We start from the raw sequence: 15762 nt of genomic DNA on the forward strand, positions 1-15762 counted from the left end.
GTTTTATTTGTAGTAGATTTAATCAGGATGGAACCAAACGAAAAGAAAAAGAACATAAATAATTTCGCTAAATATTCGTCGATCAGTTTTCAGATGCTGGCTACAATAGGCTTATTTGCCTTTGCAGGGTATAAAATTGATGAATACAGAGAAAGTAAGACCCCAATCTTTACTGCGGTTTTGAGTCTGCTTGGCGTAATTATATCTTTGTATCAGGTTGTAAAACAACTCAATAAAAATAGCAGCTGATTATTTAAACCGGCAGTAATTCCCTACTTTTGTAAAAAAAATACTGCCTTGAGTTTAACGCGTTTTACCCTCTATTATTTATTGTACAGCTTTGTCCTCGCTGTAATTGCTTATTTCCTTCCCTCTGTTTTTCCTGATCAGCTGATTCTGGTAAAGAAGTTCTGGCTGGTATTTGGCTTTTTGGCCAGCATCACATTTATTGCTTATATATTAGCTGATTTAGGAATAAAAAAGAACCCTGAGACCGGAATAATGGCAATTATGGGGTCGATTGCATTGAAGATGATTTTTTCTATGGCTTTTGTGCTGATTTACAGCTTAAAGGGCAAGGAAAACGGCTTTGTTTTTGTCCTGAATTTTTTTTCTTTATATTTATTGTTCAGCTTCTTTGAAATATACTGTTTGTTACGTAACTTGCGCCACCAAAATAAAAAGTAAAAATCTGCGAGTAAATGGATTGTAGCCACGTTTTTGAGTTTAAAGTGAAAAGGTTAATTGTTGTTTTTACGCTGTTTTTAGCGTTTTTTTCTGTTACACCCGCAGCTTTTGCTCAGGTGGACACAGCACAAGTAACAGAAGATTCCCATGCCCAACCAGAGGCTGAGAAAAAGTTTGACATTGGTAAGTTTGCGCTACACCATATTGCGGATTCGCATAGCTGGCACGTAATTGGGCATACTTATATTGATCTTCCGGTAATATTGTATACCAAAGCTGGTGTTGTAAATTTCAGTTCTGCTGACTTTAATCACGATGATGAGGGTAAAGTAGTGGTAGAAAGAAAAGGACAGCGCTTTGTGAAAATGCACGAAAAAATCTATTATGCATCTGATGTTGCGAATGAGCATGGACAATTTCTGAGCTTAGATGAGAAACATCATGCATCAAATGAACGTCCTTTGGATTTATCCATTACTAAGAACGTTTGTACCCTGATTTTATCAATGATTATTCTGCTTGTGGTATTTATCAATGTAGCCAATGGTTATAAAAAACGTAAAGGGAAATCGCCAAAAGGATTACAATCCTGGATGGAGCCGATCATTCTTTTTGTACGTGATGATATTGCGAAACCGAATCTTGGTCATAAATATGAGCGTTTCATGCCTTATTTATTAACCGTATTCTTTTTTATCTGGTTTAACAATATGCTGGGATTAATTCCATTTTTACCAGGGGGAGCCAACTTAACTGGTAATATTGCGGTGACTATGATCTTAGCTATTGCAACTTTCTGCCTTACTGTATTCAATGGTAACAAGTACTACTGGAAACACATCTTTATGCCTGATGTACCATGGTGGATGTACGTTGTAATGGTTCCGGTAGAATTGTTCGGTATCTTTACCAAACCTATTGCCTTAATGATCCGTTTGTTTGCCAACATCACTGCAGGACACATTTTAGTGTTGTCGTTAATCTGCCTTGTGTTTGTATTCAATAGCTTATACATTGCCCCGGTATCGATCGCATTTGCCGTATTTATTGGCGCCATAGAATTATTGGTTGCTTTTATTCAGGCATTTATCTTTACCATATTGTCTGCCCTGTTTATCGGAATGGCAATTGAAGAACACCATTAATAAGAATTATTTTTTAACAACAATTAATATATAAAATCATGATTACAGGAAGTATTGCTGCAATTGGTGCAGGATTAGCTGCGATTGGCGCTGGTCTAGGTATCGGACGCATTGGTGGTTCAGCTATGGACGGTATTGCTCGTCAACCAGAAGCTGCCTCTAAAATTCAAACTGCAATGTTAATCGCTGCTGCCTTCGTTGAGGCTGTTGCGCTTTTCGCAGTAGTAGTTGCCCTAATGGGTAATGGCTAGAAATTAAAAGGTGCCAGGTATATGCCTGGTACCATTTATTGTTAAAAAAGAACAAAATATTAATATATACATAGATGGAATTATTATTACCTGAATTTGGCCTAGTTATCTTTCAATCCATTGCTTTCTTATTGCTAATGTTCCTATTGGCGAAATTTGCCTGGAAACCCGTTTTGGCAGCAATTAAAGAACGTGAGCAGTCAATTGATGAGGCTTTAAATAAAGCTGAACTGGCGAAACAAGAAATGGCTCGTTTAACTGCGCAGAATGAAGATTTAATGAAATCTGCACGTGCAGAACGTGATCTGATCCTGAAAGAAGCAAAAACACTTAAGGATAATATCATTAACGAAGCTAAAACTTCGGCACAAAATGAAGGCGCGAAGCTAATTGAAAAGGCTAAGATCGAAATTGAAAACCAGAAGAAAGCTGCTTTAGCAGAATTGAAAAACCAGGTTTCTACTTTATCATTAGATATTGCAGAACGTGTGTTGCGTAATCAATTACAGGATAAAGCTACCCAACAGGATTTAGTTGCTAATCTTTTAAAAGATGTTGAATTAAACTAGTTGATAGTTTGTTTAGCCAAATTAGATAAAAATGTTAGAAAATAAAGCAGCATCGAGATACGCCAAATCGTTAATAGATCTTTCTAATGAGCAGAATGCTTTAGAAGAAATCAAAAGCGATATGGTTCTTTTAGATCAGGTAATTGATCAGAATCCGGAATTAGAAGCTATTCTTAAAAACCCGATTGTCCCTTTGGATAAAAAATCAGGAATTTTAGAAAATGTGTTTGGAGCCAAAGTTAATGCGGTAACTAAAGCCTTCTTAAAACTGGTGGTAAACAAAGGACGTTCTGAAATCTTATTCGGAACAGCAAAAGCCTTTATTCAGCAATACAATGCGATTAAAGGAATTGTAACTGCTGAAGTGACTTCAGCTACGGAATTGACAGAAGCAAACAGAGCAGAGATCGTAGCTATAGTGAAAAAAGAAGTAGGCGCTAATGAAGTAGTGATTAAAGAAAAAGTTAATGACAAACTAATTGGCGGTTTTATTTTAAAGGTTGGTGATAAGCAATTTGATGCGAGTATTGCCAGTGGTTTGAATAAACTTAAAAAAGAATTTGCTCAGGGAATTGTTTAACTTGAGTATTTAATAATAGAAGATAACATATACTGATTTACAAAAGAAATAATATAAAATTATGGTAGAGGTAAGACCAGACGAAGTATCGGCAATTATCAGGCAACAATTGGCGGGCTTTAAATCAGAAGCAGAACTTGAAGAAGTTGGTACCGTATTGCAGGTGGGTGATGGTATTGCCCGTGTTTATGGTTTAACTAAAGTTCAATCCGGTGAGTTAGTTGAATTTGAAAACGGCTTACAAGGTATTGTTTTGAACCTTGAAGAAGATAATGTTGGTGTGGTTCTATTGGGCCCATCTGACACGATCAAAGAAGGTGATACGATTAAACGTACTAAGAAAATCGCCTCTATCAAAGTTGGTGAAGGTATGTTAGGCCGTGTGGTAAACACACTAGGCGAACCAATCGATGGTAAAGGACCAATCATTGGTGAGACTTATGAGATGCCAATTGAGCGTAAAGCTCCTGGGGTAATCTATCGTCAGCCGGTAACTGAGCCTCTACAAACTGGTATCAAAGCTATCGATGGTATGATTCCAATCGGTCGTGGTCAGCGTGAGTTGGTAATCGGTGACCGTCAGATTGGTAAAACTGCGGTATGTATCGATACTATTATCAACCAAAAAGAATTTTACGAAGCAGGTAATCCTGTATTCTGTATATATGTTGCTTGCGGACAAAAAGCAAGTACTGTGGCGAACATCGTTCGTACGTTAGAAGAAAACGGTGCAATGCCATATACGGTTGTTGTTGCTGCTTCTGCTGCTGAACCTGCTCCTCTACAGTTCTACGCTCCATTCTCTGGTGCAGCGATCGGTGAGTTCTTCCGTGATACAGGCAGACCAGCATTAATTGTTTATGATGACTTGTCTAAGCAAGCTGTAGCTTACCGTGAGGTTTCATTATTACTACGTCGTCCACCGGGTCGTGAGGCTTATCCGGGTGACGTATTTTACCTTCACAGTCGTTTATTAGAGCGTGCTGCTAAGATCAACTCTAACGATGACATTGCACAGGCAATGAATGACCTTCCTGAATCATTGAAAGGTATCGTTAAAGGCGGTGGTTCATTAACTGCACTTCCAATTATCGAAACTCAGGCTGGTGACGTTTCTGCTTATATCCCTACAAACGTAATCTCAATTACTGACGGTCAGATCTTCTTAGAATCCAACTTATTCAACGCAGGTATCCGTCCGGCAATTAACGTAGGTATCTCGGTATCACGTGTAGGTGGTAATGCGCAGATCAAATCAATGAAAAAAGTTGCTGGTACTTTGAAATTGGATCAGGCTCAATACCGTGAGTTAGAGGCTTTCTCTAAATTCGGTTCTGATCTTGATGCAGCTACTAAATCAGTTCTTGATAAAGGTGCACGTAACGTGGAAATCCTTAAACAAGGACAGTTCTCTCCAATGACTGTAGAGAAACAAGTAGCAATTATTTATATCGGTACTAAAAACTTAATGCGTTCAGTTCCTGTAAATAAAGTAAAAGAATTTGAAGCTGAATATTTACAACAATTGGAATTACGTCATCCTGATACTTTGAAAGCTTTAAAAGCTGGAAAATTTGATGATCAAATTACTGGAGTGTTGGAAACTGTTGCAAAAGAGCTTTCAAGTAAATACTAATTACTCTCGACTGAAAGAATAAAAAAGAATGGCTAATTTAAAAGAAGTAAGAATTCGTATATCATCGGTGCAATCTACACAGCAGATCACCAAAGCCATGAAAATGGTTTCGGCTGCGAAGTTGAAGCGTGCGACCAATGCGATTGTTCAGCTACGTCCGTATGCTACAAAGCTTAAAGAAATCTTGGGAAATCTTTCGGCAAGCTTAGAGGGATCATCGTCACCGTTTATTCAGGAGCGTGAACCTAACAAGGTATTGATTGTAGTGGTTTCTTCTAACCGTGGTTTAGCTGGTGCCTTTAATATGAATGTGATTAAAGCGACCAATAACTTAATTGCGGAAAAATATAGCGAACAATACAAAAATGGTAATGTAAGTATCGTTGCAATCGGTAAGAAATCTCAGGACTTCTACGAAAAACGGAACTATAATGTCATCGGAAACAACAACGAAGTATATACTGCGCTTACTTTTGAAAATGTAACCAAGATCACCGATTCGATCATGGCTGGCTTTGAAAAAGGTACGTTTGATAAAGTAGAGTTGGTGTACAACAGGTTCAAAAATGCAGCTGTTCAGATCATTACTACAGAACAGTTGTTACCTCTGCCTAAAGCGGAAGCCGTTGAAGAAGTAAAATCTGCTCATTTGGTAGATTATATTCTTGAGCCTTCTCAGGAGCAGATCGTAGAACAGTTGATCCCTAAGTCTATTAAGATTCAATTGTATAAAGCAGTATTGGATTCTCATGCTTCTGAGCACGGTGCCCGTATGACTTCAATGGATAAAGCAACTGAAAATGCAGGGGATTTATTGAAAGCCTTAAAGCTTTCTTACAACCAGGCACGTCAGGCTGCAATTACAACAGAGCTTACAGAGATTGTAAGTGGTGCAGCAGCATTGAACGGTTAATTTACCTGATATCAAAAAAAAAGCCCTTATTCAAACGGATAAGGGCTTTTTTATGGTTATAGATTTACGATATTCTTGTCTTTGGGATACTTTATAGCATAGCTGATCCTGATGGTTTCAGTTGCCCCGGCTTTTAGAGACAGTTTCCAGGTCAGAACGCCTGTCTCTTTGTTAATTACCGCGCCGTCTGCAGCGAGTAATTCCACTTCCATATCTTTGTCTGTAGACACCGGGTACTGATCTTTCAATAAAAGGTTCACTGCTTCCTTTTTACCATTACGCAAGCGAATCTCATAAGTAAAGGTCTGCTTTTTACTATTCCCTATAAATTTAATTCCGGTTTGCTCTGCTACTTTCTCTCTTTTAATGGTGATCTTTTTATCCCTTCCCATACTAAGGTTAAGTGTGTCTGTAGTGGCGTTAGGGTTAATGAAAGATTTACCTACATAGCTGTTCTCAAAGATAATATTGGCCTCACCGGGTAAGAGATTCAATTTATCATAATTTGTGATCTCCGCCATTAAGAAAGCATCAGCCTCTATTTTAGGAACACTGTAGTATTTGAAATTGGCAGGCTGACTGAATTCTTTTAAAGTTACACTATGAGGTTTGCTATTTGACGCAATATCGTAGGGGATCTCAATGTCAAATGAAGCATTCAGCATATTCTCGTTTTGCTGTACTGATACCGGTGCTTGCACCTGTACTCCGGCCACCTGACCCTGAAGAGCGTTGATTATGGGTTGTTCTTCAAGATCTTTTTTATCCATAGGCGCGCGGGTTTCCATGCTTTGTATTCTGTTCTGATACATTTGTTTTTGCTGTTGATAGGCATATGCAGGTTCTCCAAACTGCAGGAACCAGGCTGATAAAAGTGGAGCAGTTCCATTTTGGGATGGATTTCCGGTAGAAAGGCTCAGCTTTACCTTCTTCCAGTCGAGTCCTGTTGACTGGGTCACATTGGCCTTGTAAACGATTTTTAAAGGAGAGGAAGTGTTTTCTGCACGTAAGTCATAAAAAGCAAGCCAGGCGGCATTTGGACTCAGGTAGCTAATGTTGAAATCTGCATTGCTGGGTTCAGTTGCCATTACCTGCAATACAATCTGACCAGTAGTTCCGGTTTTATCCAGACTCAATTCCTGGAGTTGCTGTTGCATTCTTGCAATCCGCTTTTGCTGAACATCTTCTGCTTCTTTTAGACTGAAAATATTGTTCCTTAATTCCAGCTGTTTGTTTTTGTAATAGTCAGCAATTTTGATTAATTCGGCAACATTTACGCCGGTATTCACTCCGCCGATCGCCTGATTTTTATCCAGCAGAACAAGTAAATTTTCTTCTACAACTCTTTTATTCTGTACCTTATTCAGTTCTCTTTTTATAATTTGAAGGCTGTCCTCTACTTTAATATATGCAGGGCTTTTGTTCTCATTCCTTAAAAAATCCCGGGAAAAACTGGTGGATAAGATGGTCACACTGGATGGAACGCCCACTTGAATGCTGCTTTCATCAATGTTATTGGCCATATCGTTTAAGATGATTTCACTGGTTCCTGCAGGAAGACTAATTTTTGCTTTATGATTCAGCTCAGCACCAATGCTGTAAACGGTAACGGATTCCAGCCGGCTGTTAAAGGAACGTGGCGATTGAGCATAGATATAGACGAAGCTGAGTGAAGTAAGCAACGTTAAAAAGATTCTTTTCATTTGATAGTTTTTTTAAGGAGGATGCAATAATTAAAGATAATCCATAAGTTGGAAGATCCACTAAAATTTATGCTGGTGTTATACCGCTTTTTGCTTAATTAATATTATTTTTGTGCCATAAATTAAAAACACTATGGAACAGACACCAAAGCACAATACGGATAGCATGAAAAGAGCGAACGAGGTATCCATCTATAAATTGATGGCTGTAGGAATTATAATTAGCGTTTTAGGCGTTTATTTGCGGTTTGCTGCTGATTCTATGACTTTATCAATCGTATCCTGGGCAATTTTATTTATCGGTTCTTTTATCGCTTGTAAAGGCGTATTCAAAATATTAGCTGCTTAATTCTAAAGTAGTATTTTCTTAAAAAGTCCTCATGAGCGAAAGCTGATGAGGACTTTTTATTTAATTATTTTTTCATAAAAATAAATTTCATAGGTTACCTAATCGGGGATCTGGTATTAAGAGAAAACCTTAACTGATTAATATTATGAAAAAATATTTAATCTATTGTGTTGTAGCAATAGCTGTTTCTGCCTGTGGTAAAGAAAAAAAATCGTATGAGGCAACTTCTGATGCGACAAGTGCAAATCTGGAAGTTAGTGATACGACTTTAACAGAGAAGATCATAAAGACTGCAGATATGCGTTTCAGGGTAAAAGATGTTCAACGTAGCAAAGAAAAATTAGGAGAATTAATCAGAGCAGAAGGAGGAACTTTATGGGAATTTTCAATTCAGAGTAACGTAGAGCGGTTTGAGAAAGTGGGTTATTCTGCTGATTCTTTAATGGAACTTACTTCTTACCGTGTAGAAGGTTCAATAGTAGCAAAAGTTCCTTCTGAAAAACTTGATGCTTTTACCAATAAGGTGGCGGGTATGGCCGTCTTTGTTGATCACCAATCAATGAAGCTGGACGATCAGAGCATCTCTTACCTGGCTAATAAATTAAAAAATCAAAACCGTGTGGAGGCCGTAGCGCAACTAAACAAACACGCCAATAAGAAAAGCAATAATGTAGAGACGGCGTTAAACCTAAAAGATGATTACATTGATAAAAAAATTGAGAACCTAAATATAGATTCCCGCGTAAAATACAGTGATATCACCCTAAGTTTTTACCAGGATAATACGGTTAAGAAACTGGTGGTTAGCAATGATAATTTATCCGATTATCGCCCTGGTTTTTTTAGAAGATTAGGCCTCAATATCCAAAACGGCTGGGTTATCTTTAAGGAGTTTATTCTGATTTTATCCAACCTATGGATGTTAATCGTATTGTTGTTTGCCGGATATTTTGCTTTCAGGTATTACCGTAAGAAAAGAAAAGCTGTATAGTTGTAATAAATACAGAAATCGCATACACCAAATCCTGATTTGGATCACATCTGAATCAGGATTTTCTATTTCAGCCGTTTTTTGTTATCCTTGGCAAAAGCTTCCCATCCGGAATATGATTTCCCTGAACCAGAAGTGCTGACCCGCTGAAAAGAATGACAAACTGCAACTGCAAGGCCATCCGTTGCATCCAGAAACTCAGGTGTTTCTTTAAAATTCAGTAATCGCTGCAACATGGCAGCTACCTGCTCTTTTCCTGAGCTTCCGTTTCCTGTAATTGATTGCTTGATTTTACGTGGTGCGTATTCGGTAATTGGGATATTTCTGGACAGTGCAGCAGCCATGGCCACTCCCTGAGCACGCCCCAGCTTTAACATGACCTGGATATTCTTTCCATAGAAAGGTGCTTCCAATGCCATTGCATCTGGTTTGTACTCATCGATCAGTACGATGGTCTTCTCAAAAATCCGTTGAAGCTTCAAAAAATGATCGTCTAAGTGATCCATGCGAACTATTCCCATGGTAATCATTTCGATTTTACTTCCCTTTTCCAATATTACCCCATAACCCATAATCGAAGTGCCTGGATCTATTCCCATGATCACCCTTTCCTTTTTTTCAACCAACATAAAACAATATTAAGCATATTTGCACAGAGTAAAAGCAAAAAAGTTGACATCACAGTACAAAAAAATAGTTTCATATATTCTTAAAGCCGGAATTGTTTTTTTCGCATTTTGGTTTGTTTATAGTAAACTGACTGCGAATAAGAACTTAAAGGATTTCCAAAATCTGTTAGCGAAGATTCCTCAATGGGAGATTTTTTGTGTACTTGGCTTTGTTTTGTTGCTGATGTTACTTAATTGGGGACTGGAAGCAGTTAAATGGAAAAGATTAATTTCCAGTGTAGAGCGGATCAGTTTGTGGAAATCCATAGCTTCGGTCTTTTGCGGCCTGACCTGGGCTGTTTTTACCCCTAACCGCATTGGAGAATATGGAGGAAGGGTATTCTTCCTGTCGCCAAAAAGAAGGGTTATAGGCGTAGTAGCCATGGCAGTTGGCAATATCGGGCAAATGGTGTTGACTAATGTTTTTGGAGCCATTGCATTTTGTGTATTTATCTATCGCTTTGTAAATATTGATCCCTTGCTTTTTTATGGATTGCTATTTCTTGCCCTGATTTTTTGTCTGTTCTTTATCATATTTTATTTTAATATAAGATGGCTGAATGGGATTTTGCTTTCTATGCGTTTCACCAGAAAGTATAAGAAGTTTTATAGCATTCTGGGCCGATATCAGAAAAAAGAGCTATTAAGAATTTTACTGCTCTGCTTTTCCAGATACCTGGTCTTCAGTACTCAATATTTCATTTTATTCTTCTGGCTTATCCCAAATCTACATTATTTGGAAATTCTGATGATGGTGAGTATCCTGTTCTTTGTACAATCGACCTTACCTTCTTTAGATTTATTTGATATTGGGGTGAGGACGGCTACAGCTTCTTATTTCTTCAGCTCGATCACCGATCAGGAAGTTGCTGTGATTGCTTGTACCGCCAGTATTTGGCTTATAAATATTATTATTCCTGCTATATTAGGCACTTATTTCGTATTTAAACTTAACTTTTTTGGAAATCTTCAGCGTAGCTAGTTATATCACCTCCTTTTTAACGATCCTGTATGTCGTGGTGGTGCTGGCTTTTATCCGGGGTTGGCATAAGCTGACTTATTATCAACCCAAACAACCTGCTTTTAAAACCAAGGTATCTATATTAGTTGCGGCACGCAACGAGGCTGTCAACATTTCAAAAACGCTGGATGATCTGTGTGCACAGTCTTACGACCCGCAATTGACGGAAATCATTTTTATAGACGATCATTCTACAGATGATACTGCCCGGATCATTGAATCGTATGCTCCAAAAGGAGTCAGACTGATCCGGCTCAACGAGGATCGTGCGCTCAACTCTTATAAGAAAAAAGCGATACAAACTGCCATAGGTCAATCTACAGGAGCTTTAATTATTACCACTGATGCAGACTGCCGTATGGGAAAAGACTGGCTTAAAACGATTGTGGGTTTTTATGAAGAGAAACAATATAAAATGATCTCATCGCCGGTTGCTTATTTTGAAGAGAAGAGCTTCTTTGAACGTGCACAGGCGCTGGAATTCTTATATCTGATTGGTTTAGGAGCTTCCACAATAGGAAATAAAAAACCTTCCACCTGTAACGGGGCTAACTTAGCTTATGAAAAACAGGCTTTTTATGAGGTAGGTGGTTTCAAGGGGATTGATGATCTGGCATCGGGAGACGATGAATTACTTTTACATAAAATTGCTGCCCGGTTTGACAATAACATCGGCTTTTTAAAGCATCATGATGCTGTGGTATACACTCATGCTAAGCCAACTCTAGGAGAGTTTATTCAGCAGCGCAAACGTTGGGCTTCTAAAAGCACCCGTTATAAGAACAAGTCTATTATTGTATTAGGTGTGGGTATCTGGTTATTTAATGTGAGTATCCTGCTCAATATTGGTATTGGTTTATTTATTGGTTTTTACCTGAAGTTGGCTTTATGGCAACTGCTGGTGAAAATTATCGTGGAATTGTTATTTTTATACGATGTCACGGGTTTTGCAAAAAGAAGGAAATTACTCGTTTTATTGCCCGTACTTAACCTGATGCACATCTTGTATATCGTATATATCGGCATTGCCGGAAACTCAGGAAAGTACAACTGGAAAGACAGAATGGTGAAATAATGGAGACTAACAATAGGCCTTCGAGAAAAGTATGGAAGCGATTCAGAAAAAATAAGATGGCTTTCGCCGGGCTATTATTCATTTTATTGATGGTGACACTGGGCATATTGGGTTATTTAATTACACCTGATCAGACGCCCTATGCAAATACCATGCATTTGCAGCTCAGTAACAAGAAACCAGGACGGAGTTTTAACTTTCTCATCATTAGCCGAAATAAGGACATAAAAAAGGTGAGTTTCCTGGAAAGGATGTTATTCGGACAGGAATCTGATCTGAAAAGTATTCCTATTACATCGTATCGTGAAATGGGAAATAAGGTGTATGCGAAAGAATATATTGGTGATGATGAGCAGGCTGAGGAATCGGTATATCCGCGTCTGCATGGAGAAAACAGGTATCGGCAAACTTTTTTACTTGGAACAGATATTTATGGCAGAGACCTTTTAAGCCGGTTAATCCTGGGCATCCGGGTTTCCCTTTCTGTAGGTCTGATGGCAGTGCTCATTTCTCTTTTTATTGGTATTAGTCTGGGTGCTTTATCTGGTTATTTTGGTGGAAAGGTAGATGCAACGATCAGCTGGTTTATGAATGTGATCTGGTCTTTACCGTCGCTCTTATTGGTGATTGCCATCTCTTTTGCACTAGGGAAGGGGTTCTGGCAGATTTTTATTGCGGTTGGACTCTCAACCTGGGTTGACGTATCGAGGTTAGTGAGGGGGCAGGTGATGGCATTAAAACAAGTGGAATTTGTGGAAGCTTCGAAAGCACTTGGCTTTTCTACCTCCAGGACGATTATCAAACATATTTTACCCAATATTGCCGGACCTATACTTGTGGTGGCTTCTGCGAACTTTGCTTCTGCAATCCTCCTGGAAACAGGATTAAGCTTTCTGGGCTTTGGTGCACAGCCCCCCATGCCTAGCTGGGGTGGAATGATTAAGGAACATTATGGTTATATCATTATGGATGCCGCATATCTGGCGATCCTGCCTGGTCTGGCCATTATGATTACCGTTTATGCTTTCAACTTACTGGCCATTGGATTGAGGGATGCTTTTGATGTAAAGTCGCAAAATATATCCGTTTAACTGGGTTTTTAAATTTATTAACTTTGTACTTATGCTGTTAAATAGTTATCAGAATGAATTGATTGAAGCTGGCTGCGATGAAGCTGGAAGGGGGTGTCTTGCCGGTCCCGTTTTTGCTGCCGCCGTTATTCTTCCCCTGGACTTTATTGCCGGAGTGCTTACAGATTCAAAAAAGCTAAGTCATAAACAGCGCGATGCCCTGAGACTAATCATCGAGAAAGAAGCGATTGCCTGGGCGGTGGCTGAAGTTGATCATTTGGAAATAGATAAGATCAATATCTTAAATGCCTCTTTTTTAGCGATGCATAGGGCGATTGAAAAATTAAGCGTTAAACCGCAGTACCTGAGTATCGATGGAAACAGGTTTAAGGCCTATCCGGAAATTCCTCATTCCTGTATTGTTAAAGGAGATGGAAAATACCTGAATATCGCTGCTGCGTCCATTCTTGCGAAAACCCACCGCGATGAATACATGGAAACGATCTCCGAAGAATATCCAGTTTATCAATGGAAAAAAAATAAAGGATATCCTACAATTGATCATAGAAACGCTGCGCTAGAGCATGGGTTATCGCCATATCACCGTAAAACTTTTACGATTACACAGCCCCAGTTGGCGCTGTTTTCCGAAATAGAAGGATAATTAGTATTTTCACATGATTTGAAAACGTTAATACTCACAAACAGAATACCTTTTCCGCCCAATAGTGGTTATCCGATAGTTGTGTACAATACAATGAAAGGATTGTTGAAATTGGGTGTAGAGATTACTTTGTTCAGTATTAACCCTAATAAATATAAAGTCGATGTAGAGGATATCTATGATCCCCTGTTTGAACAAATCAAATTCCATTCTTTTAATCTCGATACAGAAGTAAATGTTTATGGTGCCCTGTTGAATATTTTCTCTAATCAATCTTATAACGTGTCCCGTTATTTTGATGAAGATGCGGCCAAATTACTGGGAGACATTTTAAAAGAAAATGAATTTGACATTATCCAGTTTGAAGGACTCTTCGTTGTTCCATATCTGGATGTGGTGAAAGAGAATAGTAAGGCCAAGGTAATCTATAGGGCTCATAATATCGAGTTTGACGTCTGGGAACGTATTGCGCTGACAGAAAAATTTACACCTAGAAGGAGCTATCTCCAATTTTTAGCCCGTCGTCTGAAAGTTTATGAAACAGAACAGATCAATCGGTTTCATCAGGTTTTTGCCATTAGCGAACAGGATCGGCAAAGCATTTTAAGATTTGGCTGTGAAACCGCACTGGAGGTTTTCCCTGTGGCCCTTGATTTTGAAAAATATGTGACTGATCCTTCAAAAACCAGTTTTCCTACTTTGTTTCATTTGGGAGCAATGGACTGGCGACCGAATAAAGAGGGACTGGAATGGTTTCTGGATGAGATCTGGCCCGATATTGAGAAGCTGAACAGTGAACTTCGTTTCTATATTGCCGGAAAAAATATGCAAAAGCAGTTTTTTGAATACGATTCAGAAAATCTGGTGGTAGAAGGAGAGGTGTTTGATGCCGTTGAGTTTATCAATTCCAAAGCGATCATGATTGTCCCTTTGCTCTCGGGAAGTGGGATGAGGGTAAAGATTATTGAAGGAATGGCCATGAGAAAATGTATCATCGCCACAAGTATGGCTGCCGAAGGTATCCGATGTGAAAATGGGAAAGATATTCTCATTGCTGATACTGCGGATGAATTCTACAGAGCCATTCTGCAGTGTATTACCAATCCAAAAAAATGGAGGGAGATTGGAGAAAATGCAAGAAAAACAGTGGAACGTGACCACGATGTCAGGATCATTGCAGAAAGAATGTTGAATATCTATCAAAAATTACTTACTGTATAATTTTTATGTACTTTTGCCCACGTTTTACAGGCCTGCATCAGGGATGATTCCCAGACTTATGGCTTTAAAAAAAACAGCTACGAAGAACAATTTGAACCATAAAAAAACAAATATATACTGATGAAAAATACCGCATTAACAGATAAACACATCTCATTGGGTGCCAAAATGGTACCATTCGCAGGATATAATATGCCGGTTCAGTATGAAGGAATCAATGCGGAACATGCAATCGTAAGAGGCGGTGTTGGCGTTTTCGATGTGAGCCACATGGGTGAATTTATTCTGAAAGGGGAAAATGCTTTAGATTTAATTCAAAGAGTGACCAGCAATGATGCATCAAAATTATATGATGGTAAAGTACAATACTCTTGCCTGCCGAATGAAGATGGCGGTATTGTAGACGATTTATTGGTTTACAGAATTGACGAAAAAACTTATATGCTGGTGGTGAATGCCTCCAACATTGACAAAGACTGGAACTGGATTCAAAAATATAATGATAAAGGTGTTGAGATGCACAACATCTCTGATAAGACTTCTCTTTTAGCAATTCAGGGTCCTAAAGCAGCAGAGGCGCTTCAAAGTTTAACTGAAGTTGACCTGGCTTCTATGGAGTATTACAACTTTGTTAAAGGGACTTTTGCAGGCATAGAAAATGTAGTGATTTCTGCTACAGGTTATACTGGTGCCGGTGGTTTTGAAATCTATTTTGACAATGAACATGCAGATGTAATCTGGGACGCTATCTTTGAGGCTGGAAAACCATTTAACATTAAACCAATCGGCTTAGGTGCACGCGATACTTTGCGTTTGGAAATGGGATTCTGTCTATATGGCAATGATATCGATGATGCGACTTCTCCGATTGAGGCGGGTTTAGGATGGATTACTAAGTTTAGCAAGAAGTTCACCAATTCAGAGTCCTTACTGGCGCAAAAAGAAGCTGGTGTAGCACGTAAATTAATTGGTTTTGAAATGGTTGACAGAGGTATTCCTCGTCATGATTATGAAATCGTGGATATCGATGGAAAAGTGACCGGAAGGGTAACTTCAGGAACTCAGTCACCATCATTACAAAAAGCAATCGGGATGGGGTACATTGATAAAGCGTTGGCTAAAGAGGGTACTGAAATTTATATCAACATCCGTAATAATAAGATTAAAGCGAAAGTGGTTAAATTCCCTTTCTATAAATAAGCCAAGAAATTACCCTATA

Annotated in this window: 18 protein-coding genes; 16 read left to right on the forward strand and 2 right to left on the reverse strand. The window is 38.7% G+C overall.

The genetic code is table 11. The features are described 5' to 3' along the window. Nucleotides 1-27 precede the first annotated feature (27 nt). From BFS30_RS11770 to atpG, 8 genes are all read left to right on the forward strand, one after another. On the forward strand, nt 28-249 hold the full coding sequence (locus BFS30_RS11770; protein ID WP_069379480.1) for an AtpZ/AtpI family protein: 222 nt from the start codon (nt 28-30) through the stop codon (nt 247-249). A 48-nt stretch (nt 250-297) separates the two neighbouring features. After that, entirely contained in the window at nt 298-687 is a 390-nt protein-coding gene (locus tag BFS30_RS11775) for a hypothetical protein (RefSeq protein ID WP_069379481.1), read from the forward strand. 14 nt (nt 688-701) lie between these two features. Then, entirely contained in the window at nt 702-1832 is a 1131-nt protein-coding gene (atpB, locus tag BFS30_RS11780; protein ID WP_069379482.1) for a F0F1 ATP synthase subunit A, read from the forward strand. Nucleotides 1833-1873: 41 nt separating this feature from the next. Continuing rightward, nucleotides 1874-2083: an ATP synthase F0 subunit C gene (gene atpE / locus BFS30_RS11785; protein WP_062551197.1), complete on the forward strand. Its 210-nt coding sequence runs from the start codon at nt 1874-1876 to the stop codon at nt 2081-2083. Between the two features lie 74 nt (nt 2084-2157). After that, nucleotides 2158-2652, forward strand: coding sequence for a F0F1 ATP synthase subunit B (locus BFS30_RS11790; RefSeq protein ID WP_069379483.1), 495 nt, complete (start codon nt 2158-2160; stop codon nt 2650-2652). A 31-nt stretch (nt 2653-2683) separates the two neighbouring features. After that, nucleotides 2684-3232 carry an ATP synthase F1 subunit delta gene (gene atpH, locus BFS30_RS11795; protein WP_069379484.1) on the forward strand — a complete coding sequence of 183 codons (549 nt, stop codon included), beginning with the start codon at nt 2684-2686 and terminating at the stop codon, nt 3230-3232. Between the two features lie 61 nt (nt 3233-3293). Further along, entirely contained in the window at nt 3294-4868 is a 1575-nt protein-coding gene (gene atpA, locus BFS30_RS11800) for a F0F1 ATP synthase subunit alpha (protein ID WP_069379485.1), read from the forward strand. Nucleotides 4869-4896: 28 nt separating this feature from the next. Further along, entirely contained in the window at nt 4897-5781 is an 885-nt protein-coding gene (atpG, locus tag BFS30_RS11805) for an ATP synthase F1 subunit gamma (protein WP_069379486.1), read from the forward strand. Nucleotides 5782-5837: 56 nt separating this feature from the next. Here the strand turns inward: atpG and BFS30_RS11810 are convergent, their stop codons facing one another. Next, nucleotides 5838-7484 (reverse strand): DUF4139 domain-containing protein, encoded by a 1647-nt coding sequence (locus BFS30_RS11810; protein WP_069379487.1) that lies wholly within the window; start codon nt 7482-7484, stop codon nt 5838-5840. 133 nt (nt 7485-7617) lie between these two features. Here BFS30_RS11810 and BFS30_RS11815 point away from each other — a divergent pair, with 133 nt between their 5' ends. Both BFS30_RS11815 and BFS30_RS11820 read left to right on the forward strand, forming a co-directional pair. Continuing rightward, complete coding sequence (locus BFS30_RS11815) at nt 7618-7833, forward strand: hypothetical protein (protein WP_069379488.1); 216 nt, start codon at nt 7618-7620, stop codon at nt 7831-7833. Between the two features lie 145 nt (nt 7834-7978). Beyond that, the gene (locus BFS30_RS11820) at nt 7979-8824 is read left to right on the forward strand and encodes a DUF4349 domain-containing protein (RefSeq protein WP_069379489.1); all 846 of its coding nucleotides are present in this window, start codon (nt 7979-7981) and stop codon (nt 8822-8824) included. A 65-nt stretch (nt 8825-8889) separates the two neighbouring features. Here BFS30_RS11820 and ruvC read toward each other — a convergent pair whose 3' ends face one another. After that, on the reverse strand, nt 8890-9453 hold the full coding sequence (gene ruvC / locus BFS30_RS11825) for a crossover junction endodeoxyribonuclease RuvC (RefSeq protein WP_069379490.1): 564 nt from the start codon (nt 9451-9453) through the stop codon (nt 8890-8892). 43 nt (nt 9454-9496) lie between these two features. Between ruvC and BFS30_RS11830 the strand changes: the two genes are divergently transcribed. The 6 genes from BFS30_RS11830 to gcvT all read left to right on the forward strand — a co-directional run bounded on the left by BFS30_RS11830 (nt 9497) and on the right by gcvT (nt 15743). Then, nucleotides 9497-10474: a lysylphosphatidylglycerol synthase domain-containing protein gene (locus BFS30_RS11830; RefSeq protein WP_069382401.1), complete on the forward strand. Its 978-nt coding sequence runs from the start codon at nt 9497-9499 to the stop codon at nt 10472-10474. Then, nucleotides 10452-11588: a glycosyltransferase family 2 protein gene (locus tag BFS30_RS11835; RefSeq protein ID WP_069379491.1), complete on the forward strand. Its 1137-nt coding sequence runs from the start codon at nt 10452-10454 to the stop codon at nt 11586-11588. The genes BFS30_RS11830 and BFS30_RS11835 overlap by 23 nt, the downstream gene beginning before the upstream one ends. Beyond that, nucleotides 11588-12679: an ABC transporter permease gene (locus BFS30_RS11840; RefSeq protein ID WP_069379492.1), complete on the forward strand. Its 1092-nt coding sequence runs from the start codon at nt 11588-11590 to the stop codon at nt 12677-12679. The genes BFS30_RS11835 and BFS30_RS11840 overlap by 1 nt, the downstream gene beginning before the upstream one ends. Nucleotides 12680-12710: 31 nt before the next feature. Beyond that, a complete protein-coding gene (locus BFS30_RS11845; protein ID WP_069379493.1) occupies nt 12711-13322 on the forward strand; it encodes a ribonuclease HII in 612 nt (203 codons plus the stop codon). Between the two features lie 18 nt (nt 13323-13340). After that, on the forward strand, nt 13341-14543 hold the full coding sequence (locus BFS30_RS11850; protein ID WP_069379494.1) for a glycosyltransferase: 1203 nt from the start codon (nt 13341-13343) through the stop codon (nt 14541-14543). 120 nt (nt 14544-14663) lie between these two features. Then, a complete protein-coding gene (gcvT, locus tag BFS30_RS11855) occupies nt 14664-15743 on the forward strand; it encodes a glycine cleavage system aminomethyltransferase GcvT (RefSeq protein ID WP_069379495.1) in 1080 nt (359 codons plus the stop codon). Nucleotides 15744-15762: the final 19 nt, after the last annotated feature.

Origin of the sequence: Pedobacter steynii, assembly GCF_001721645.1 — a bacterium.
Taxonomy (GTDB): domain Bacteria; phylum Bacteroidota; class Bacteroidia; order Sphingobacteriales; family Sphingobacteriaceae; genus Pedobacter; species Pedobacter steynii_A.

Coding starts and splice junctions, on each gene's coding strand:
- BFS30_RS11845 (WP_069379493.1), top strand. CDS start 12,711: ATGCTGTTAAATAGTTATCAGAATGAATTGATTGAAGCTGGCTGCGAT.
- atpH (WP_069379484.1), top strand. CDS start 2,684: ATGTTAGAAAATAAAGCAGCATCGAGATACGCCAAATCGTTAATAGAT.
- atpB (WP_069379482.1), top strand. CDS start 702: ATGGATTGTAGCCACGTTTTTGAGTTTAAAGTGAAAAGGTTAATTGTT.
- BFS30_RS11815 (WP_069379488.1), top strand. CDS start 7,618: ATGGAACAGACACCAAAGCACAATACGGATAGCATGAAAAGAGCGAAC.
- ruvC (WP_069379490.1), bottom strand. CDS start 9,453: ATGTTGGTTGAAAAAAAGGAAAGGGTGATCATGGGAATAGATCCAGGC.
- BFS30_RS11790 (WP_069379483.1), top strand. CDS start 2,158: ATGGAATTATTATTACCTGAATTTGGCCTAGTTATCTTTCAATCCATT.
- gcvT (WP_069379495.1), top strand. CDS start 14,664: ATGAAAAATACCGCATTAACAGATAAACACATCTCATTGGGTGCCAAA.
- BFS30_RS11820 (WP_069379489.1), top strand. CDS start 7,979: ATGAAAAAATATTTAATCTATTGTGTTGTAGCAATAGCTGTTTCTGCC.
- atpA (WP_069379485.1), top strand. CDS start 3,294: ATGGTAGAGGTAAGACCAGACGAAGTATCGGCAATTATCAGGCAACAA.
- BFS30_RS11770 (WP_069379480.1), top strand. CDS start 28: ATGGAACCAAACGAAAAGAAAAAGAACATAAATAATTTCGCTAAATAT.
- atpG (WP_069379486.1), top strand. CDS start 4,897: ATGGCTAATTTAAAAGAAGTAAGAATTCGTATATCATCGGTGCAATCT.
- BFS30_RS11840 (WP_069379492.1), top strand. CDS start 11,588: ATGGAGACTAACAATAGGCCTTCGAGAAAAGTATGGAAGCGATTCAGA.
- BFS30_RS11810 (WP_069379487.1), bottom strand. CDS start 7,484: ATGAAAAGAATCTTTTTAACGTTGCTTACTTCACTCAGCTTCGTCTAT.